The sequence below is a fragment of the Cytobacillus spartinae genome (assembly GCF_042865285.1).
In the GTDB taxonomy this organism is placed as follows: Bacteria; Bacillota; Bacilli; order Bacillales; family Cytobacillaceae; genus Robertmurraya_A; species Robertmurraya_A spartinae.
In genome coordinates this window covers 12415-31014 of record NZ_JBIACK010000008.1, presented here as the reverse complement: position 1 = coordinate 31014, position 18600 = coordinate 12415, and the positions used below count along the sequence as shown (strand labels likewise).

At 36.3% G+C, this 18600-nt stretch carries 25 protein-coding genes and 1 riboswitch; of the genes, 15 read left to right on the top strand and 10 right to left on the bottom strand.

The genetic code is table 11. From position 1 onward, the window contains the following. Positions 1-2: 2 nt before the first annotated feature. From ACFYKX_RS15685 to ACFYKX_RS15660, 6 genes are all read left to right on the top strand, one after another. Positions 3-836 (top strand): MBL fold metallo-hydrolase, encoded by an 834-nt coding sequence (locus ACFYKX_RS15685; protein ID WP_389362007.1) that lies wholly within the window; start codon positions 3-5, stop codon positions 834-836. Further along, on the top strand, positions 833-2146 hold the full coding sequence (locus ACFYKX_RS15680) for a F390 synthetase-related protein (RefSeq protein WP_389362006.1): 1314 nt from the start codon (positions 833-835) through the stop codon (positions 2144-2146). Before ACFYKX_RS15685 ends, ACFYKX_RS15680 begins: the two co-directional genes overlap by 4 nt. Next, entirely contained in the window at positions 2139-3290 is a 1152-nt protein-coding gene (locus ACFYKX_RS15675) for a hypothetical protein (RefSeq protein WP_389362005.1), read from the top strand. The genes ACFYKX_RS15680 and ACFYKX_RS15675 overlap by 8 nt, the downstream gene beginning before the upstream one ends. Positions 3291-3361: 71 nt before the next feature. Beyond that, positions 3362-3508, top strand: a complete 147-nt coding sequence (locus ACFYKX_RS15670; protein WP_389362004.1) for a DUF2639 domain-containing protein — start codon at positions 3362-3364, stop codon at positions 3506-3508. A 146-nt stretch (positions 3509-3654) separates the two neighbouring features. Then, positions 3655-4431 carry a hypothetical protein gene (locus tag ACFYKX_RS15665; protein ID WP_389362003.1) on the top strand — a complete coding sequence of 259 codons (777 nt, stop codon included), beginning with the start codon at positions 3655-3657 and terminating at the stop codon, positions 4429-4431. 153 nt (positions 4432-4584) lie between these two features. After that, the gene (locus tag ACFYKX_RS15660) at positions 4585-4743 is read left to right on the top strand and encodes a hypothetical protein (protein WP_389362002.1); all 159 of its coding nucleotides are present in this window, start codon (positions 4585-4587) and stop codon (positions 4741-4743) included. A 34-nt stretch (positions 4744-4777) separates the two neighbouring features. On the opposite strand, the gene ACFYKX_RS15655 is transcribed toward ACFYKX_RS15660, so the two are convergent. The 5 genes from ACFYKX_RS15655 to ACFYKX_RS15635 form a co-directional block, all read right to left on the bottom strand. After that, positions 4778-5656 carry a manganese catalase family protein gene (locus ACFYKX_RS15655; RefSeq protein WP_389362001.1) on the bottom strand — a complete coding sequence of 293 codons (879 nt, stop codon included), beginning with the start codon at positions 5654-5656 and terminating at the stop codon, positions 4778-4780. A gap of 125 nt (positions 5657-5781) precedes the next feature. After that, positions 5782-6342: a GNAT family N-acetyltransferase gene (locus ACFYKX_RS15650; RefSeq protein ID WP_389362000.1), complete on the bottom strand. Its 561-nt coding sequence runs from the start codon at positions 6340-6342 to the stop codon at positions 5782-5784. Between the two features lie 330 nt (positions 6343-6672). Then, positions 6673-7800: an amidohydrolase gene (locus tag ACFYKX_RS15645; protein WP_389361999.1), complete on the bottom strand. Its 1128-nt coding sequence runs from the start codon at positions 7798-7800 to the stop codon at positions 6673-6675. A 109-nt stretch (positions 7801-7909) separates the two neighbouring features. After that, complete coding sequence (locus ACFYKX_RS15640; protein WP_389361998.1) at positions 7910-8509, bottom strand: DedA family protein; 600 nt, start codon at positions 8507-8509, stop codon at positions 7910-7912. 19 nt (positions 8510-8528) lie between these two features. Then, a complete protein-coding gene (locus ACFYKX_RS15635; protein ID WP_389362201.1) occupies positions 8529-9308 on the bottom strand; it encodes an undecaprenyl-diphosphate phosphatase in 780 nt (259 codons plus the stop codon). 334 nt (positions 9309-9642) lie between these two features. Between ACFYKX_RS15635 and ACFYKX_RS15630 the strand changes: the two genes are divergently transcribed. After that, entirely contained in the window at positions 9643-9966 is a 324-nt protein-coding gene (locus tag ACFYKX_RS15630; protein WP_389361997.1) for a DUF4870 domain-containing protein, read from the top strand. A 45-nt stretch (positions 9967-10011) separates the two neighbouring features. Here the strand turns inward: ACFYKX_RS15630 and ACFYKX_RS15625 are convergent, their stop codons facing one another. The 4 genes from ACFYKX_RS15625 to ACFYKX_RS15610 form a co-directional block, all read right to left on the bottom strand. After that, on the bottom strand, positions 10012-10167 hold the full coding sequence (locus tag ACFYKX_RS15625; RefSeq protein WP_389361996.1) for a hypothetical protein: 156 nt from the start codon (positions 10165-10167) through the stop codon (positions 10012-10014). Positions 10168-10197: 30 nt separating this feature from the next. After that, positions 10198-11058, bottom strand: coding sequence for a DUF421 domain-containing protein (locus ACFYKX_RS15620; protein ID WP_389361995.1), 861 nt, complete (start codon positions 11056-11058; stop codon positions 10198-10200). A 21-nt stretch (positions 11059-11079) separates the two neighbouring features. Beyond that, the gene (locus tag ACFYKX_RS15615) at positions 11080-11286 is read right to left on the bottom strand and encodes a DUF1657 domain-containing protein (protein ID WP_389361994.1); all 207 of its coding nucleotides are present in this window, start codon (positions 11284-11286) and stop codon (positions 11080-11082) included. A gap of 86 nt (positions 11287-11372) precedes the next feature. Beyond that, positions 11373-11576, bottom strand: a complete 204-nt coding sequence (locus ACFYKX_RS15610; protein ID WP_389361993.1) for a DUF1657 domain-containing protein — start codon at positions 11574-11576, stop codon at positions 11373-11375. Positions 11577-11807: 231 nt separating this feature from the next. On the opposite strand from ACFYKX_RS15610, the gene ACFYKX_RS15605 reads away from it, so the two are divergent. The 4 genes from ACFYKX_RS15605 to ACFYKX_RS15590 all read left to right on the top strand — a co-directional run bounded on the left by ACFYKX_RS15605 (position 11808) and on the right by ACFYKX_RS15590 (position 14655). Then, positions 11808-12008, top strand: a complete 201-nt coding sequence (locus tag ACFYKX_RS15605; RefSeq protein WP_389361992.1) for a PLD nuclease N-terminal domain-containing protein — start codon at positions 11808-11810, stop codon at positions 12006-12008. After that, the gene (locus ACFYKX_RS15600; RefSeq protein WP_389361991.1) at positions 12008-12916 is read left to right on the top strand and encodes an ABC transporter ATP-binding protein; all 909 of its coding nucleotides are present in this window, start codon (positions 12008-12010) and stop codon (positions 12914-12916) included. Before ACFYKX_RS15605 ends, ACFYKX_RS15600 begins: the two co-directional genes overlap by 1 nt. Further along, positions 12913-13692, top strand: a complete 780-nt coding sequence (locus ACFYKX_RS15595; protein ID WP_389361990.1) for an ABC transporter permease — start codon at positions 12913-12915, stop codon at positions 13690-13692. The genes ACFYKX_RS15600 and ACFYKX_RS15595 overlap by 4 nt, the downstream gene beginning before the upstream one ends. A gap of 108 nt (positions 13693-13800) precedes the next feature. Further along, positions 13801-14655, top strand: coding sequence for a patatin-like phospholipase family protein (locus tag ACFYKX_RS15590; RefSeq protein ID WP_389361989.1), 855 nt, complete (start codon positions 13801-13803; stop codon positions 14653-14655). Positions 14656-14698: 43 nt separating this feature from the next. Here ACFYKX_RS15590 and ACFYKX_RS15585 read toward each other — a convergent pair whose 3' ends face one another. After that, positions 14699-15196, bottom strand: coding sequence for a GNAT family N-acetyltransferase (locus ACFYKX_RS15585; protein ID WP_389361988.1), 498 nt, complete (start codon positions 15194-15196; stop codon positions 14699-14701). A 153-nt stretch (positions 15197-15349) separates the two neighbouring features. Here ACFYKX_RS15585 and ACFYKX_RS15580 point away from each other — a divergent pair, with 153 nt between their 5' ends. The 4 genes from ACFYKX_RS15580 to ribE all read left to right on the top strand — a co-directional run bounded on the left by ACFYKX_RS15580 (position 15350) and on the right by ribE (position 18599). After that, positions 15350-15553 carry a hypothetical protein gene (locus tag ACFYKX_RS15580; protein WP_389361987.1) on the top strand — a complete coding sequence of 68 codons (204 nt, stop codon included), beginning with the start codon at positions 15350-15352 and terminating at the stop codon, positions 15551-15553. A 121-nt stretch (positions 15554-15674) separates the two neighbouring features. Beyond that, positions 15675-16457: a hypothetical protein gene (locus tag ACFYKX_RS15575; protein ID WP_389361986.1), complete on the top strand. Its 783-nt coding sequence runs from the start codon at positions 15675-15677 to the stop codon at positions 16455-16457. Positions 16458-16552: 95 nt separating this feature from the next. Then, positions 16553-16701: riboswitch (FMN riboswitch) on the top strand. Positions 16702-16848: 147 nt separating this feature from the next. Next, a complete protein-coding gene (gene ribD, locus ACFYKX_RS15570) occupies positions 16849-17943 on the top strand; it encodes a bifunctional diaminohydroxyphosphoribosylaminopyrimidine deaminase/5-amino-6-(5-phosphoribosylamino)uracil reductase RibD (RefSeq protein WP_389362200.1) in 1095 nt (364 codons plus the stop codon). 2 nt (positions 17944-17945) lie between these two features. Then, the gene (gene ribE / locus ACFYKX_RS15565) at positions 17946-18599 is read left to right on the top strand and encodes a riboflavin synthase (RefSeq protein ID WP_389361985.1); all 654 of its coding nucleotides are present in this window, start codon (positions 17946-17948) and stop codon (positions 18597-18599) included. Position 18600: the final 1 nt, after the last annotated feature.

Here is an 18600-nt window from a genome sequence, read left to right as displayed (position 1 = left end):
CTTTGGGGAAGGTTAAACTTTCGCTTTTTAAGACAGGTTATTGTGTACACCCAGAAAAAATTGCGGTTAAGGACGGTTCTTTTCGCAAGGTGAAATTCCCTGCGTTAGTAGGTTTAATTTCCCATCCGCAAAAAGGATATATTCTCTTTGATACTGGCTATGCAAGTCACTTTTTCAAAGCTTGTGAGAAATTTCCTTACTCCATTTACCCAAAAGTAACACCTGTATTTTTTAATCCTAGTGAAAGTATTAAAGAGCAGTTATTATCCATACAGATTCACCCAGATGAAATAGCTTCAGTTTTTATATCGCACTTTCACGGTGATCATGTTGGAGGGCTAAAAGATTTTCCTAATTCTAGAATCATCTGTTCAAGAAAAGGCTATGAATATGTAAAAGATAAAAAAAGGTTTCAAGCGGTCAGAAATGGGTATTTACCTGATTTAATCCCATCTGACTTTGAAGAAAGAGCAGTCTTTATTGATGATCAACAAATGGTGAAGTTGAACGAAAAATTTGCACCCTTCCAAGAAGGATGGGATCTATTCGGTGACGGTAGCTTAATTTGTATTGATTTAACAGGACATGCTACCGGTCAACTTGGGTTGTTTCTACATGATGAGAAGCGGGGAGACGTACTTCTTTGTGCAGATGCATGTTGGCAGAGTAAAGCTTATCGAGAGAAAATATATCCACATCGATTAGCAAATATTATCATGCCAGACATAAAAAGTTACCAGGACAACTTAGATAAATTATATAGGTTACATCGTCTAAATCCTGAAATCCGTATCATTCCTACTCATTGTACTGAAATTTGGGAGGAAGAATTATGAGCATCCCTACCGTACTAAAAGAATATATAACTCAAAAATACTTTCGTAGGTTTCATACGAGAGAACGGCTTGATAAATTTCAACAAAAGAAAATACAAAGACACTTGAAGTTTGTCTTGTCTCATTCAGACTTCTACAAGAAATATTTTTCATCTTTTTCTATAAAAAACTGGACCACCCTACCGACAATAAATAAAGAAATGATGATGCAGTATTTTGACGAACTAAATACGGTAGGCATTCAAAAGGATGAGGCATTTCAAATTGCATTCAGGGCAGAAAAAGATAGAGAGTTTTCTCCGACGATAAATGGAATAACGATTGGTTTATCTTCAGGAACTTCTGGGAACCGAGGATTATTTATTGTTTCCCCAAGAGAACGGTTTCGATGGGCAGGAGTTGTGTTAGCGAAGCTTCTACCAGGTGGTCTATTAACCAATCATCGGATTGCCTTTTTTCTAAGAGCGAACAGTAACCTGTATACAACAACAAAATCTAAAAAAATTCAGTTTTCCTTTTTCGATTTAATGGATGATTTTGGGAATCATGTAGATCGATTAAATCAATATGAGCCGACCATTTTAGTAGCTCCACCTTCTATGCTAAGGTTTTTGGCAGAAACTAAGCTAGCAGGGAAATTAGAGATAGATCCCATAAAGGTGATATCTGTTGCAGAAGTACTTGAAGACATTGATAAAAATATTATTTCAAAGGCTTTTAATCAAAAGGTTCATCAAGTCTATCAATGTACCGAGGGATTTTTAGGGGCATCATGTGAACATGGGACACTTCATATGAATGAAGATATTATAGCAGTTCAAAAAGAATACGTGGATGAGGATGAATGGAGATTTACCCCCATCATTACTGATTTTTCTAGAACGAGTCAACCTATTATTCGTTATCACCTAAATGATATTTTAATTGAGAGAAAAGAAAGTTGCCCGTGTGGTTCTCCATTCTTAGCCATTGATAGAATAGAGGGGCGAACCGATGATGTTTTCTATTTGAGGAAAATGGAAGATGAGGAATTAAGACCGATTTTCCCTGACTTTTTTAGGCGTGCCATGATGGAGAGCTCTGACTATATAAGCGAATATCGGGTCATTCAATCATCTCCTCAGCTGTTAGAAATTCAAATTAAATGGGAAAAGGGATATAACGAACAGAAACAAGTGGAAGAATCCATTCATCATTTATGTGAATCCTTTAGTGTGTCAAAGCCAGAAATTCACTTTGTTTCATATGCTGAACAAGTAAAAGGTGTAAAACTCAGAAGAATTGAGAGGAGACCATTTGTAATTGAGTAACATTCGCTTATACCAAAGAAGTGATTTAAATGATATAAATTGGGCTAGCAAAGTAGATGGTCTCTATATTAAGGCGTTTTTTGAAAAAATGTTTGAAGAGGGGAGCACCTACTATTTTGGAAATGTAAGAGTGGAACTGTATTTATTAGAATTGGATGATTTTATTTTTCCAATTACAGTCCCAATCCCCTATGAAAACCAATCCTATGTGGCTTCACCCTATACACAGTATATCCGTTACACGATAGAGGAGCTTAGAGAATTAAATTCACCTTTCTTAGAAAATGTTTTAAAAGCAGCTCTTCAGACCATCGGTATCATGTTAAGAAAAGGTATACTTGATCAAGTTATTATCGTTAACAATTGGCTCTTAAGTACAAATCTTCATCATCAGCTTAATAAAGAAACGTTAAAGACGATGGCTGATTTTCTTGTAGAAAAGTTTCCAAATCATGCTGTTTTGTTCCGGTCATTGACGGGTTATTTTCATAAAGATATGATGGGGGATCTTAAGGATCTTCAGTTTCAATTTATTCTAAGCCGCTCAATTTATATATTTAATCCTGAAGAATACGGAACTCTTAATAAAAGACACCGAAAAAACATAAAGCAAGATATCCAGTTTTTACAAAACAGTGGATATACGGTGGTCGAGCATGAAGATTTATCGTTAGATGATTTAATAAGGGTGAGAGAGCTGTACAATTTGTTGTATTTGGAAAAATACTCCTACTTAAATCCTCAATTCACTACTGAGTTTTTTATCAATGCATGGAAGAATCGTATATTGGAATTTAAGGTCTTGAAAAAGTATGGGACAATCTATGGAGCAGTGGGATTCTTTTATAGAGATGGAACGATGACAACTCCCATTCTCGGGTACGATACAGCTTTAGGCAAAGAGGAAGGTCTTTATAAGCTTTGTTCCGTTATGTTAACTCAACAATCATTGGAGAAACATATGGTTCTTCATAGGAGTGCCGGGGCGGGGTCATTTAAGCGTAATCGTGGTGCAATTAATACTTTCGAATTCTCTGCTGTTTACACGAAACACTTGCCGCAAAATAAACAGTGGGTGTGGAAATTTCTATCTCAGCTTTTAAATCAGATTGGGATACCAATTTTAAAGAGGTTTGAGTTATAAAAAGTGGAGTCATGATTCTTTATCTCGTGCATATATTTGTAAGACACACACAAATAGAGAGGAGAATGTAAGTGGCTTATCCAGGTTCCAAGGGTTGGTATGTTCAAAAACTAAAAGACTTAGGCGTTAATAGACACCCAACTGAACGAAAGAGAATCGAACTTTATAAAATGTATGTGGTTCGAAATCTTTATTTGGAACTCACCAATAAAAAATAGAAAAGGGGTGCCCCGTGAATATATATCACGGGGCACTTTTAATGTGGTCTAAGCTCAGGTCACCTGTTTAATGGCTGCTAACATAGCTGTCTCTCACAGTCATATAATATTATGATTTGCATTACTGTTAATGGGGAGTTGGAGAGATGAGAGCTTTAATTGCAAATAAATTGACCACTATTTGGAGCGAAGTACAAAAACAAATAACAGACAAAAGAATGGAAGACTGCCATAAAGATCCTCTGTTAGAACAGAAATTATTTTTACTAAAGCATTATCCTGCTTATTTGCATGAATATTCCTTATTAGTAAAGCGCATGTTAGATTCAGCTTTTATAAAAGAACCAATAAGTATTATGTCCTTTAGGAATGGTAGCGCAATAGACTACGATGCTTTTTATGCCCTCATTGAGGAGGAAGGTAAGGGTCCGTTTTTTTATACAGGGATAGAACCAAACCTTTGGACCGACCATAATGGAGTACCTGTAAACTCACTATCATGGATATGGACGAATCTAACTGAATTACAAGAATTAAATACAGAAGGACAAAATGTATTTATATTTCCAAAATCTTTATCTGTTATGTCCTATCAAGAAATAGAAGCTCTAAAAAGATTAATACAAACTGGAAGGTTTAAAAGGGATCATATCTGTATTGCTTTTTCAGCAATAGATATGAAGACCAAAACATTTGAAAGGAATAGGTTTGAAACTATTGTGCAAACCTTTTTAAAATGGCAAAAATATAAAATTCAAAAGCAAATAGTCTTACAACCAAAGAAAGATTCAGGTGTAGAAGATAAGGGGTTTGAGTATCCTGCCAAATTATATTCTTATATGGATGAACACCCATTTACAAAGAAGTGGTTGCCTGAAAAATGTGTAAGCTACTATAGTGAGTTGGTTTTCCTGAAAAAATAGCTCATTAAATTTTTCAATTTTATGAACAATTTGAAATGCAAGAATAAAATCCCCCTAACATGTAGATGATAAAGTTAAATACTGAGTGAATGAAGGTTACAAGTTTATAAGTAGAGATTCAGTCGATGAAGAGGAAGAAGAAAGGAGATTCTTATGAGTTTTCAATTAAACAGAATTAATCCTAATCAAACTCAACTATTCTTTGCAGATGGACGCTTTGAGACATTGACGAATGAAGAATTGGATGACTTCTTATCCCAAATGGCAGCCAATGAGAACGATGAAGAATTGGGAACAAATCCTATCAGCTAAAGGGCCACACTCGATTGTAGTGTGGCCCTTTTACTTAATGACTTAAAGGTGGTTGCTGATCATATTTAGAGTTTTGGACTCCAGGAGGAATCTGTCCAGGAATTGGACTTCCATGAATGTAAGCAGGAGAAGGATTTAAGTTTGGAATCTGCCCCATTGCTTCTGGGTTAGCGATATATTCAAAGTTTGCCTGTCCATCTAGAGTTGGCCCACTCGCCCAACGCCCTTTTGCACTTTCTTCACCTTTTGAGAAGTTCATGAAGGAGTAGGAAACTTCTTGTTTTTCTAGTTCCTGAGGGAACGTGGATGGAACAATTGCTTTTTGATTTTGTTCTAATTCTTCAATGGCTGCCATCCATTGATTTTGGTGCATCGTGTCCCGAGCAATGAGGAAGGAAAGCATATCTCTAACACCAGGGTCAGTTGTCGATTCATACAGACGAACAACTTGTAAGCGGCCTTGGGATTCAGCATTTAAGTTTGCTCGGAAATCTGCAAGAAGATTTCCACTTGCAATCGTGTAACGAGCATTCCAAGGGTATCCTACACTATCAGTAGGTGTAGCTCCTAAGCCTGAAACAATTACATGTTGAGGATTCATACCACCCAATACAGCTTCAATTACAGGATCTTTAGCAGCTTCTTCTTGATCTTTTACTGGTGCCCCATCTAGAAGCTGAGCAATCATAGTTGCAATCATCTCGACATGGGCAATTTCCTCAGTACCTATATCCAATAGCATATCTCTATATTTTTGCTCTCCACGGCAGTTCCATCCTTGGAAGAGATATTGAATCATGACACTCATTTCGCCAAATTGCCCACCTAATATTTCTTGTAATTTTTTTGCATAGACAGGGTCTGGACGTTCTGGTTTTGCATTATACTGTAATTCTTTTATGTGATAAAACAAATGGATTCCCCCTTTCTAGTTGTTGTCCACTATTAGTTTCTACATAAAAGGAAAGAAAAGTCTGTTAATTATTGGGCAATGGCAAAGAAAAAACCACTCTTCCATAAGGAATGAGTGGTTTCTCATTAAGCTTCCATCAATTGAGACGATTGTTGTTGTTGGTTACCATTACGTAATACATGAAGAGTGTATAAATCTTTTGGAATTTCATAAAGATTGTATATTGTTTCCACTTTATTAATTTCGTCAAATAGAGATTTTCTAGTTTCATTAGCATGAATTACATAAGGAAGTTTTTCAGCGGCCTTTTGAGAGCGTAAGTTAATCATTCTAATACGCATAAACACTGTTTCGATACCTAGTTCGTAGAATAGTTCCTCGAAAAAGTGATCTTTCGCCAGTTGATTATACCCTTTTCCATGGAATGGCTTACCAAGCCATGTACCAAGGAATCCGGCATTGCCCTCTACATCAAATAAGTTTATCGTCCCAATTGGAGTACCCCATTCATCAAGAATTGTGCGTGAAATGATTTCACCGCGCTCTTCTGCTTCGATGGTCTGCTTTGTTAAGAATAAAAATTCATCATATGAATACGCTTTTTGGCGCACGAAAGGGAAGACATCAGGGTGCGTCATCAGTTCGTACAAAGCATGGCTATCGTGAAGATCACGTTTCTTGAGCATGTTTAATCCCTCCAATATGAGGACAGTCCGATCCCATCTCAAAGAGACTACGGTCCACCCTCGAAATTTTTTGTGTTGCTAAAAAATTTCGGGGTGGGAATCGAACCCACTAGAACCAGCTTAACTGGTGGCGCACCATTTGCCTTCCCTATTTCTTCTTATAGGCTTATAAAGTTGTCATTAACGTCTACAAAAATAGACTTGAATGTGGTCATTTAATTATACTCACTTAACGTATAATACTAGAAAAAATAAAAAAAAGAAATAGGTAAAACTCTAAATTTTTATGAAGTTTTTTGTCAAATTTCTACAGCCAATATTCTACATATTTCACCTTTGGTTATAGACAAAATTTCCATCAATCATGGTCCAGTTTGGCTTTGCAAGAAAATGAAACGGATGATGGCTCCATAACACTAAATCAGCATCTTTTCCAACCTCGATACTTCCAAGTCGGTCATCAATTCTTAAGTTCCTAGCGGGTAAAATGGTGATCCCCTCTAAAGCTCTTTGTTCCGATAATCCTTCCCTAACTGCAATGGCAGCACATAGATTTAGGTATTGAATAGGAGTATACGGGTGGTCGGTTGTGATTGATACTTCAACTCCATGAGCTGTTAAGTTTTGATAAGTAATCCAGCTTTTGTTCTTTAGTTCTACTTTTGAGCGTCTAGTTAAAGTTGGGCCGACACTAACCTTCATATTTAAATCCTTTAATTCTTCTGAAATTAAGTGGCCTTCTGTGCAATGCTCAATTCTAAAATCAAGGTTAAATTCCTCAGCAAAACGGACCGCAGAAATGATATCATCTGCACGGTGGGCATGAATTCGAACAGGAATTTCTCTTTTCAAAGCCTTAACGAGAGGAGCAATTCTTAATGCTTCTGGGTTGTCATGATGTTTTGCTTCGTAAAAAGCTTCTCTAAGCATTCCCATAATACCCATTCTTGTAATCGAGTCTTTGTTCCCTTGGCTATGAATGCGTTTAGGATTTTCACCTAATGCGATTTTTAAACCAGCAGTCTCTTGAACAATCATTTTCTTAATGTTTTTACCAAATGTCTTAATGACTGAGGTGGTCCCGCCTATCACATTCGCACTTCCTGGCATGACGTGTGCTGTCGTGATCCCATATCTAACTGCATCAGAAAAAGCAGGATCCAATGGATATACACCATCAATGGCCCTAATATGAGGGGTGATTGGTTCAACTGTTTCATTTGCATCATTGCCAGCCCAACCCGTTCCTTCATCATATAATCCTAAGTGAGTATGAACATCAATCAATCCTGGTAATAAGTATTGGTTTTGACAATCAATGATTTTAACATGGGAATCCGTTACGATATTTACTCCTATGTTTATTATTTTTCCCTGATTGATAAGAACATCACAGTTTTGGATAGGTCTTGAAGTGATAGGATAAACAAATGCATTTTTTAGTAAGATTTTCTCCATAAATGTATCTTTCCCTTACTTTGTTTTTAATACATTTTATCAGTAATTGTTAAAGAAGGGAGCAGCGTTTTTAATAGATAAAAAAAGAACCCACTTTAGTGGGTGGGTACTACGAAGATTGTTTATTGGATCTAAATTTCACAAAAAGAAAATAGATAAGCATACATGATACACTGATCATAATAATGGGGTACAAAAATGGTTTTGCATACTCTTCAATATTTCTCCAATGGTCACCTAATTCAATGCCTAATAACAAAAATAGGATTGTCCATGGGATCATGGCACCTACTGTATATAAAGTGAATTGAGATAAAGGCATTTTGGCTATCCCTGCAGGAATTGATATGGCATGCCTTATGACAGGGATAAATCTGGCTGAAAAAATGACACCTGTCCCATACTTATCAAACCATTTCTCAGAGGCATCCAGATGTTTTTTATGGATAAGGATGTACTTCCCATACCGATCTAGAAATGGTCGTCCACCATAGGCTCCTAACCAATACAAAAATAATTGGGCCAGTGTCCCCCCAATTACTCCGCTAATTAATGCGCCCAAAAAACTTATTTTTTCCTTGTAAACAAGGAATCCTCCATAACTTAAAACGATTTCACTTGGAATTACCTCTACCATTAACCCTAGTGCAATCCCAAAATAGCCTAGTTCAGATATAAACTCAAAGATAGACATAATAAAATCATGCAAGTGTAACTCCCTCCTCGGATTAAAAAATACCGGCAAATTGAAGGGCAAGAATCGTAAATCCTAATACCCATACATAAATGGCAAACACTTTTAATGATTTTTTCTTTAAAAAGTTGATCATCCAGACCACAGCTACATATCCGAAAATAGCAGATGAAACGGTTGCAATTAATAGACTTCCGAATGAAATGGCTTCAACATGACCAGACGCCATTTCACCGAACTGTAGCACAATGCCTCCAGCGATGGCTGGAATGGAAAGCAAGAAAGAAAAATAAGCAGCAGTTTCACGGTCTAATTTTCTAAACAAGCCTGCTGCAATCGTCAAACCTGAACGAGAAACGGCGGGAAAAATGGCAGCAGCTTGAAAGGTTCCAATGAAAAGTGCATCTCCATATCCGATATCATCCATTTTTTTGGCACCCTTTTTAATCCCGTCAGCCATCCAAAGGATGAGACCAGTAAATAGAAATTCCCATCCAATCGTAACACCAGATTTAGATATGGAATCAAATAAATCACTAAATAAAAGACCGACAATCACCGCAGGAATAGTCCCAATAACCATTAACATCGAGAGCTTTCCAAAAGGATTTTTAATTATTTTTATGAGCTCGTCCTTATATATGACGAGTACAGCCAACAATGTGCCTACATGAAGCATAGTGTCAAGGAATAGCCCCGCTTCATCTAAACCAAATAGATGTCTTCCTAAGTAAAGATGACCAGTACTTGAAATCGGAATAAATTCGGTAAGTCCCTGAATAATCCCAAGTATAAAAGCTTCTATTTTAGACATCATCATGATCACCCTCTCTTAAAGTTGTCCTATAAAAAATGTATTCAGAGAGGTGAAAACAAGAACATATTCTATATAAATAAAGGCTCTTTTTATAAACTTTATTGCTTGAAAAAACTTTGATCTGTTTTTAAAACCGATTAAAGTGCTGTTTTCTTTGTTTTGGGGAGAAAAGATGTCACGAAGCAGCATAGAAGTCGTGTTTTAATAAGTGAAGACAGCTTAAATATACGATACAAATATTTAAGGACAGTTTGAAACCTTTTACAAAAAGGAACGTAAATAATAGTATAAAATGAGGAACCATCTTATTTATTAAAAGGGGGAACAAAAAATGCCAACAAACGAGGATCGAATGCTGGCTGCAGCGATTTATGTAATAAGCTTCTTTACTGCTTTTATTGGACCAATCATTATTTGGATTCTAAAAAAAGATCAATCATCTTATATTGACTATCACGGTCGCGAATATTTAAACTTCCTAATCTCCTACACAATATATTCGGTTATTAGTGTGGTATTAATGTTAGTTTTAGTAGGATTCTTGCTTATTTGGGTAGTAGGAATTTTAGGATTTATATTTACCATTATTGCCGCGGTAAAAGCATATGAAGGGAAAGAATATCGTATCCCGTTAACCTTCCGTTTAATTAAATAATTCAGAAAAATAGGGCCAGGCTCCTACTAAAGTAGGGGCCTGGCCCTATTTCCATAACCGACTTACATATATTTGATTGCCGTTAATTTGACGATGAATAATTGGGTGGTCAAATAGGTTTCTATCCACTTTTGTTTCTTTTTTTCTAGGTCGTACATTTATGCCAAAAACATTTTCAATATAGTCTTCTTGCCTATACAATTCCTTAATCCCCCTGTAGTAATACCTTTTCTAATTAGTTAAGTATGGAGATAATTTCTTGATGACATCATTCATCTTATCCGCATTCTTGTTGTACATATTTTTAGCACTTTGGTTTTCAGTAGAAAGCGCAAAAACTTCAAGGTCAGCTTGGCATTTCTTAAGCATAGCCATCAAGAGAGGCCTTTCCTGAGGAGAAGGAACCTTGAGCATGTCGTCATAAACGTCAATGGTTAACTCACCGTAAGAATCTATTTGTGCAAGATAAACATTGTCGATTGAAACACCAAGCTTGTCCAACTCCATATCTAACCATTTGCTTGTTTGTCCAGTTGCATTAAGAGCGTCGTTAAGAATCTTTCCGTCCATGATAACGGAGATCGGTGCCTTTTCATTGGGCATATTTAGTTGAACATCTTTTGGTGTAAGCGGTTGGGACTCGCGCTTTAAAAACACACTAATATCTCCTCGAGGCTCCAAAAGAGCAAACTCTACATCTGCTGTTTTAAATATATTTTTTTGCCGTAGTAGTGAAGTGAGTTCTTCAACAGAGTACCGCTCTTTTTGTAAGTTTTCCTCTAATATCTTTCCATCCTTAATGACAATCGTGCTTTTTCCTTCAATAAACTCACGAAATCTCTTATTTTTTAGAGATAAAATATCTGTTAATACCGTGACGCCTGCAAATATAGACACACCAATAAGTCCGTAAAGAATATTACTTTCAAGTCCAGTAACTACTTCTCCAGCAATGGTGCCAATTGTAATTCCAGCAACATATTCAAAGAAGCTTAATTGTGCAATTTGTTTTTTACCCAACATCTTTGTTAGGAAAAACAAAACAATAATAAATAAAAAGGATCGTAGGACAACATCAACCCACCCAGGCATTTCACTCACCTCAAAAAGGATTTAGGACCCTTTATACTCGGGTTCCTCTTGTTCAACCTCCGTTAATCGAATCTGTAAGTCTTTTTTTATTTCTCCAATCGTCATCATCGTCTCATGGAATGTTATTGATGCAGATTCTTCCTTTGCATTTTGAGCAAGAGAAGACAGCTGGGCTTCAATTCCCTTAATCGTTGATAAAGTTTGTTTTATATTGGATGCGACTGTCATTAAACATCTTCCTAAATATAATTTTATGGTAGATAAAAACGATTATAATAAAAAAATTTATTAAAAGGCTGGCAGTAGCCAACCTTCTAGTCTCTGTATTGGGGTTCCTCTTGCTGGATTTCCTGTAGTCTTGGTTCAATGCTGTCAATAATCGATTGTGTTTGCTGAGCAGCTTGTTGGTACAGCTGCTTTGCACTTTGGTTTTCAGTTCCTAAAGCAAATGTTTCAAAACTAGCTTGAGCACTTTTAAGGCCCGCAATGGTTTGTTTAATCTGAGTAGCTACAGTCATATTCAGCCCTCCATTCTTTCCTTAGTCCATTTACAAAAAATAGTATGAGTTAATAGGTAAATTCCATTCATCTCCCAACTGGTATTTAATTCCAAAAACTTCAAGCAATTCAAATTAAGTTTTTAATAAACTTGATTTCTTTTAAAAAAAACAAAATTTTTCTGAACGATTTTCGAACGTCGTCCGTCATATATACGAAATCATGATTGTTATAACGTGGAGGGATTTATAATGGAAGAACTTTTAAATATTAACTGGGCAATTATTCTACCGATCATTGTCATTCAATTGATTGTAATGGTTGTGGCTTTAGTGGATTTAATTCGAATCGAAGCAACGAATGGTCCGAAATGGATGTGGGCGCTATTAATTTTATTCTTTAGTCTATTAGGACCGATTCTTTACTTCGTTCTTGGAAGGAGAAATAACTAATGTCTGTGATACGTGTCGAGGGTTTGACGAAAAGTTTTCAAAACCTTGAAGTGATCAAATCACTAGACTTTGAACTTCAAGATAAAGGTTGTTTTGCTTTGCTGGGGCCAAATGGAGCAGGCAAAACTACAACGCTTAGAATGTTAGCTGGATTAATGAAGCCAACGTCAGGTTCAATCACTTTTGATGGAATGTCCAAAAATGATGATATTCGAAAGTTAATAGGCTATCTTCCTCAATATCCTGTCTTCTATGAATGGATGAGTGGTAGAGAGTTTCTAGAATATGTAGGAGTGCTTGCTGGGCTTACAAAGAAGGAAGCAAAGGAACGTACTATTGAACTTTTGGAATTAGTCGGAATCTCAGAAGCCAAAAATAGAAGGATTGGCAAATATTCAGGTGGTATGAAGCAACGATTAGGAATCGCTCAAGCGATTATCCACCGTCCAAAGCTCGTCATGCTTGATGAGCCGGTTTCAGCCCTAGATCCATTTGGCCGAAGGGAAGTATTAGAACTCCTTGAAAAATTGAAGAAAGAAACAACGATTCTTTTTTCAACTCATATTTTAAATGATGCCGAGGAAGTTTGTGAGGAAATCTTATTCCTTCACAATGGCAGACTAGTTGAAAGAGGAACGATGGAAGATTTACAGGAAAAATACCAGCAGGGAAAAATTGACTTGGTATTACGAGAACGTACAGAGGAGTTTGTTCAGGTATTTTCAGGAACAAATTGGCTGGGTTCATACTCAATAGAGGGCAGAAAAGCAACGTTTTTTGTAGAAGATATTGAACAAGCAAAAATGGCCATTTTAAAAGAAGTATCAGGGAACAATTGGCCACTAATAAAATTTGAGATTAGTAGAATGAGTCTAGAAGATGTGTTTATGAAGGTGGTGCAAAAATGAGTCAGTGGTTTACTCTATTACAAAAAGAATTGTTGGAAATGACTAGAAATTTCAAATGGATTTGGGTTCCGATCACATTTATTTTACTTGGAGTTATGGATCCTTTATCGACGTATTATTTGCCACAAATTCTTGATTCAGTAGGTGGTTTACCAGAGGGGACAGTTATTGAAATTCCAACACCTTCTGCAGCTGAAATTTTAATGATGAGTATTGGTCAATACAATATGTTAGGTCTATTAATCATTGTTTTAACATCAATGGGGATTATTGCTAATGAGAGGAAAAGTGGAGTTGCTGGGCTAATTTTAGTAAAACCAGTTAAATATAGCTCATACATTACAGCAAAATGGACTGGGGCTCTAATTTTATTATGGGTATCCTATTTTATAGGATTTTTGGTCTCCTGGTATTATGTGGGAATTCTTTTTGACTGGGTTCCATTCACAGATTTTATTAAGAGTTTCTTTGCATTTGGGATTTGGCTTTCTTTAGTTTTAACGATAACCTTGTTCTTTAACGCATTTTTCCAATCGCCGGGTGTCGTAGGGTTTATTTCTCTAGGTGTTGTCATTGTATTGAACCTGGTAAGCAGTATGCTCTCGCATCTTATGGAATGGAGTCCAGCTCAAATCTCATCATATATTGGAACATTTCTGATGACAAACTCTTTTCCGGATGAAATGCTTCCGGCTATTATAGTGACTTTTATTTCCATGATTTTGTTAGTAGTTGGTTCCATTTATGTGTTCCAGAGAAAAGAACTTGCATCCTAGTAGATGGTTAGTCACACACCAAAACGAAGATATTCAGATTACTACCATTATTAAAAGTAGGTTGTTAAAATAGATTAGACCATTATTCCAAATAAATAGAAAGGGAGTATGGATGTGTCTAATCAAACGGGTCTTGTTCTTGAAGGCGGAGGCATGCGCGGTGTTTACACTGCCGGTGTCTTAGAATATTTTTTAGAAAAAGAAATCTTTTTCCCGTATGTAATAGGGGTGTCTGCAGGGGCTTGTAATGCAGCTTCCTATTTGTCTAAGCAGAAAGGGAGAAATAAAACAGTTAATATTGACTATATAAAAGATCGTCGATATTTATCCTGGAATAATTATTTCAAAAGACGTGAGTTATTTGGAATGGATTTTATTTTTGATGAAATTCCACACAAACTAGTTCCCTATGATTATCATGCTTTTTATAGTAATCCAACTGAATTTGTCATCGGAACAACTGATTGTTTGACTGGAGAACCAATTTATTTTGGAAAAAAGGATTATGAAAAGGATGTATTGACCGTTTTAAAAGCGTCTAGTTCTTTACCTTTTGTAGCCTCGGAAATAAAATTCAAGGATAGAATCCTTTTAGACGGTGGAATTAGCGATTCAATTCCCATTAAGAAAGCTGAAAAAGATGGGTTTAAGAAGAACATTGTCATCCTAACAAGAAATGTAGGATACACGAAGCAACCATCTAAATTTCATTTTTTCGTTAAAAAGAAGTACCCACATTATCCGAAGCTCCAAGAAGCGATGATCAACCGCTATCAAAAATATAACGACACGATTTCTTACCTAGAACGTGAGGAGCAAAAAGGAAATGTGATGATCATTCGACCTCAACATCCAGTGGAAGTGGGCAGAATGGAAAGAAATCCTATAAAGTTGGAAAGATTATACCAACAAGGCTATCAGGACGCCCAAAACCTAAAGGGGAAATTACTTGAATGGTTATAACCGGTTCATCCTATGAGGATGACCGGTTTTTCCTTTAAAGACGTTATTCTCCTAACCATTTATACATGTAAAACTCATCCTCTGGAACACCATCAATGATAAGTGAACCTATCTTTTCCCCTTCAATCATAAAGCCCATCTTCTTATAAAGATGTAATGCCGCTTCATTTCTTTTGATAACGGTTAGTTCCAATCTTTTTAATTTCTTTTCTCCAGCCCAGCGAAAGACTTCCTGAAAGAGATTTTTCCCGACTCCCATCCCACGATAGTCTGCATGGATGCCTACTACAATATAGGCAGAGTGTTGTGTTCTTCTAACCGTGTTTCCAAGAACCATCATATACCCAACAAGTTGATGGTCCTTTTCAGCTACAAAAATCGTAGAGTTAGGATCTTTTAGGAACCGTTCTATTCTCTGTCTTTCTTTCTCCTCTGAAGAATCACGTTCTCCCCCTTCAAATAACATGAACCCAGATTCATCTACATGCTTTAATAATGGAAGGAATTGACCCGCATCCTCAAGTGTTATCTCTCTAATCATATGTTCACCTCTTTAAATTTGTAATAGGTATCAAAAGTATATGTTTTTACCTATCTATTCGCAATCAAAATAATAGAAAAAATATACAAATCTAGCATTTTTAAAAACCAAAACGAATAAAGTATAGAAAGAATCCATCGAAAGGGGATTAATATGTGGCAATGGATCTTAATTATACTTGCACCTTTTATTGTATTGGCTCTAGTAGAAGAAACGGTTCAAGGCTCTGTTCATAGATATGTTAATGGACCATCAAAACTAGAATTAAAAATGAAAGTATATGCTAAAAAGTTAATTACTAAATCAAAAGAGACTTTTACAAAGATAAAACGAAAGAAACATAAGGAAAAAGAGTAATTTACTTGTGTTGTGATAACTCCTTTTGTATTAGTTATCAAATAATGTAAGCACTTTTTTTAGAAAACCTAAGAAAGCCCACTATGAAAAATAGTTATTTATAAAAATGAGGAGAACGAAAATGAATATTCAGCAATTTTATCAACAGGCTGCGAATGTTTCCTTAAATGCTAGTTTAGCTTCGTTTATACCTCCTATCATCATTTTAACGTTAGGAGTGTTGGTTCTTCCAAATGGAAATATCATATTATTTATACTGCCGTTTCTGCTATACAGTTTTTTCTGTTATCAATCCTATTTACTTAATAAGGAACGCTCGTTAGGAATTCATCCATATCATTTAGTAAAGGAGCTGGAATTCACATCTTTGTTAGATCAACAAAATCTCCTCTTCTCGTTTATGCCTGCACCGTCATTAAGAATGGTTTTCTTCCACACTACAGGTCAATATGGGGGAGAACTTAAGGATGTAGAATACTCTGGGTATAGGTGGTTTTTACCTTATTTTGCTGATAAAAGGCTTCCAAGAAATTATGGTTTGTATAACGATCAGCAGCAGTTACTGGCAACGTTTAAAAGAAAAGGTAGAAAAATGATAGTCATGGATTCAGAAGAGGAACGTATTATTACCTTACTTTGGTCTAACCATAAGGTATGTTTGATCGAACCGAGTCACACCAAAATAGAAATTGATTCCGCAGCACTTTATATCGATTCAAAATATTACAATGAACAGGGTTCTATGATTGCTCGTGTGCGAAAAGGCTTAATGCCTCTAGAATGGGGAAAAGTATTCAAAGACAGCAATACGCCTGTTTTGTCTTTCGACAAGGATACAACACTACAAGAGAAAATGATCATTTTCTCTTCATTGATATTTCAATACAGTTATTCCAACCATTAAATCTTAAACGTATTGTTTTTTTATAATTTATAAATTTACAGATATAATATTTGTCGATTAATCGGTTTCATGCTATTATTCACTTAATCGAATAGGATTTCCTTCGGGGTAGGGTGAAATTCCCAACCGGCGGTGATGAGGGTTCGTCCTCTTAGTCCGTGACCCGGTTTCATGTTGTATGAAAACGGTGGATTTGGTGAAATTCCAAAGCCGACAGTTAAAGTCTGGATGGGAGAAGGAAAAAGTAGCTTGTGTTAAAAATATTGATTTTTAACGCTTATTTAGTCATGCTTTATTACCCCGTACTTTTTTAAAAGTATGGGGTTTTTATGTTGCAAATGGATGAAAAATGGAGAATACATAACAGCTAAAGGAGGTAATGGTTACGGATATTCAAGATTTAGAATACATGCGTCTTGCAATCTCTTTAGCTCGTGCAACAATCGGCCAGACGAGTCCAAACCCTAGTGTGGGTGCAGTTCTGATTAAAGATGGTCGACTGATTGGTTCGGGTGCCCATTTAAAAGCAGGTACGCCTCATGCAGAAGTTCACGCGATTCAAGCTGCAGGTGAGAACGCAAGAGATGGCATTTTATACGTTACACTAGAGCCTTGTAGCCATTTTGGAAAAACACCGCCTTGTGCTGACCTTATTATTAAGTCAGGAATCAAGAAAGTATTTGTGGCCACACTTGACCCAAACCCCCTTGTAGCTGGTAATGGAATTAAAAAGCTAAAAGAAGCGGGAATCGAAGTTCATGTCGGTCTAGGGGAAGACGAGGCTAAAAAGCTAAATCATTCATTTTTTCATTTTATAAAAACAAACACTCCATTTGTAACAATAAAAGCTGCCGTCTCTTTAGATGGAAAGACTGCAGCGAAAACAGGTGATAGTAAATGGATTACCTCTCCAGAATCCAGATTAGATGTTCACCAGTTACGTCATGAGCATGACGCGATACTTGTAGGTATCAACACGGTTTTAAACGATGATCCTCTCCTGACCACCAGACGACCCCAAGGTGGAAAAAACCCCATTCGTATTGTTTTAGATACGCATCTAAAAACACCTATTCATTCACAGTTGGTTCAAGATCAATCTGCCAAGACCATTATTTTTACTAGCAAAGATGTTGATTCTAAGAAAGTAGAAGAATTAACTGGTCAAGGTGTTGAAATTATCTCTTTTCATACAACGAATATACCGATAAAGGAAATGTTAAAAGTACTTGGGGAAAAGAAGATTATGTCCCTTCTTGTAGAAGGTGGTTCTGAGATTCATGCATCCTTTATTGAAGAAGGAGCCTTCCAGCAAGTGATTCTTTATATAGCCCCTAAAATTATTGGTGGAAGGTCTGCGATTCCATTTGTAGGCGGAGAAGGACCTGAGCTGGTGGAGTACAGCAAAAAACTTGAATTTGTATCGTTTGAAAAGGTTGGTCCTGACTTAAAACTTATTGCGAAACCTCTTGTAGAGGAGGATTAGAAATGTTTACAGGAATTATCGAAGAATTAGGAACGATTAAAAAGATTTCCAAACAAGGGAACACCATGGTACTTAGCATAGCTGCGAAGAAAGTGACCGAGGATCTTAAGTTAGGGGATAGTATTGCAGTGAATGGTGTCTGTTTAACGGCAACAGACTTTAGCAAAGAGTATTTTCTGGTAGATGTTATGCCTGAAACATTTAAGAGTACATCCCTATCGTCATTAAAGGAAGGAACCCTTGTTAATTTGGAGAGAGCCATGTCATCCAACGGACGATTTGGAGGTCATTTTGTAACTGGTCATGTTGACGGAATCGGACAAATTATTAAAAAAACTCCGAAAGAAAATGCTATATATGTTGATATAACCCTCCCTAAGGAATATAGTCATCTGACTATATTAAAAGGGTCAGTTGCAATCGATGGAACTTCTTTGACCATATTTGGATTAACCGATCGTCAACTAACGGTTTCCATTATTCCGCACACGGCAAATGAAACCGTACTAGGGCTTAAAAAAGCAGGCGATATTGTAAATTTGGAGTTTGATATGATTGCTAAATACCTTCATTCGTTTATATCTAAAGATAAAAGTGAGAGTAATGGCTCAACAGGGATTTCAAAAGAGTTTTTAAAAGAAAATGGTTATTTATAAT

Bases quoted from the DNA above. Each gene is read 5' to 3' on its own strand.
- ACFYKX_RS15680 (WP_389362006.1), top strand. From the start codon at position 833: ATGAGCATCCCTACCGTACTAAAAGAATATATAACTCAAAAATACTTT.
- ACFYKX_RS15665 (WP_389362003.1), top strand. From the start codon at position 3,655: ATGAGAGCTTTAATTGCAAATAAATTGACCACTATTTGGAGCGAAGTA.
- ACFYKX_RS15660 (WP_389362002.1), top strand. From the start codon at position 4,585: ATGAGTTTTCAATTAAACAGAATTAATCCTAATCAAACTCAACTATTC.
- ACFYKX_RS15650 (WP_389362000.1), bottom strand. From the start codon at position 6,342: ATGCTCAAGAAACGTGATCTTCACGATAGCCATGCTTTGTACGAACTG.
- ACFYKX_RS15645 (WP_389361999.1), bottom strand. From the start codon at position 7,800: ATGGAGAAAATCTTACTAAAAAATGCATTTGTTTATCCTATCACTTCA.
- ACFYKX_RS15635 (WP_389362201.1), bottom strand. From the start codon at position 9,308: ATGTCTAAAATAGAAGCTTTTATACTTGGGATTATTCAGGGACTTACC.
- ACFYKX_RS15630 (WP_389361997.1), top strand. From the start codon at position 9,643: ATGCCAACAAACGAGGATCGAATGCTGGCTGCAGCGATTTATGTAATA.
- ACFYKX_RS15620 (WP_389361995.1), bottom strand. From the start codon at position 11,058: ATGCCTGGGTGGGTTGATGTTGTCCTACGATCCTTTTTATTTATTATT.
- ACFYKX_RS15615 (WP_389361994.1), bottom strand. From the start codon at position 11,286: ATGACAGTCGCATCCAATATAAAACAAACTTTATCAACGATTAAGGGA.
- ACFYKX_RS15610 (WP_389361993.1), bottom strand. From the start codon at position 11,576: ATGACTGTAGCTACTCAGATTAAACAAACCATTGCGGGCCTTAAAAGT.
- ACFYKX_RS15605 (WP_389361992.1), top strand. From the start codon at position 11,808: ATGGAAGAACTTTTAAATATTAACTGGGCAATTATTCTACCGATCATT.
- ACFYKX_RS15600 (WP_389361991.1), top strand. From the start codon at position 12,008: ATGTCTGTGATACGTGTCGAGGGTTTGACGAAAAGTTTTCAAAACCTT.
- ACFYKX_RS15595 (WP_389361990.1), top strand. From the start codon at position 12,913: ATGAGTCAGTGGTTTACTCTATTACAAAAAGAATTGTTGGAAATGACT.
- ACFYKX_RS15590 (WP_389361989.1), top strand. From the start codon at position 13,801: ATGGATGTGTCTAATCAAACGGGTCTTGTTCTTGAAGGCGGAGGCATG.
- ACFYKX_RS15585 (WP_389361988.1), bottom strand. From the start codon at position 15,196: ATGATTAGAGAGATAACACTTGAGGATGCGGGTCAATTCCTTCCATTA.
- ACFYKX_RS15580 (WP_389361987.1), top strand. From the start codon at position 15,350: ATGTGGCAATGGATCTTAATTATACTTGCACCTTTTATTGTATTGGCT.
- ACFYKX_RS15575 (WP_389361986.1), top strand. From the start codon at position 15,675: ATGAATATTCAGCAATTTTATCAACAGGCTGCGAATGTTTCCTTAAAT.
- ribE (WP_389361985.1), top strand. From the start codon at position 17,946: ATGTTTACAGGAATTATCGAAGAATTAGGAACGATTAAAAAGATTTCC.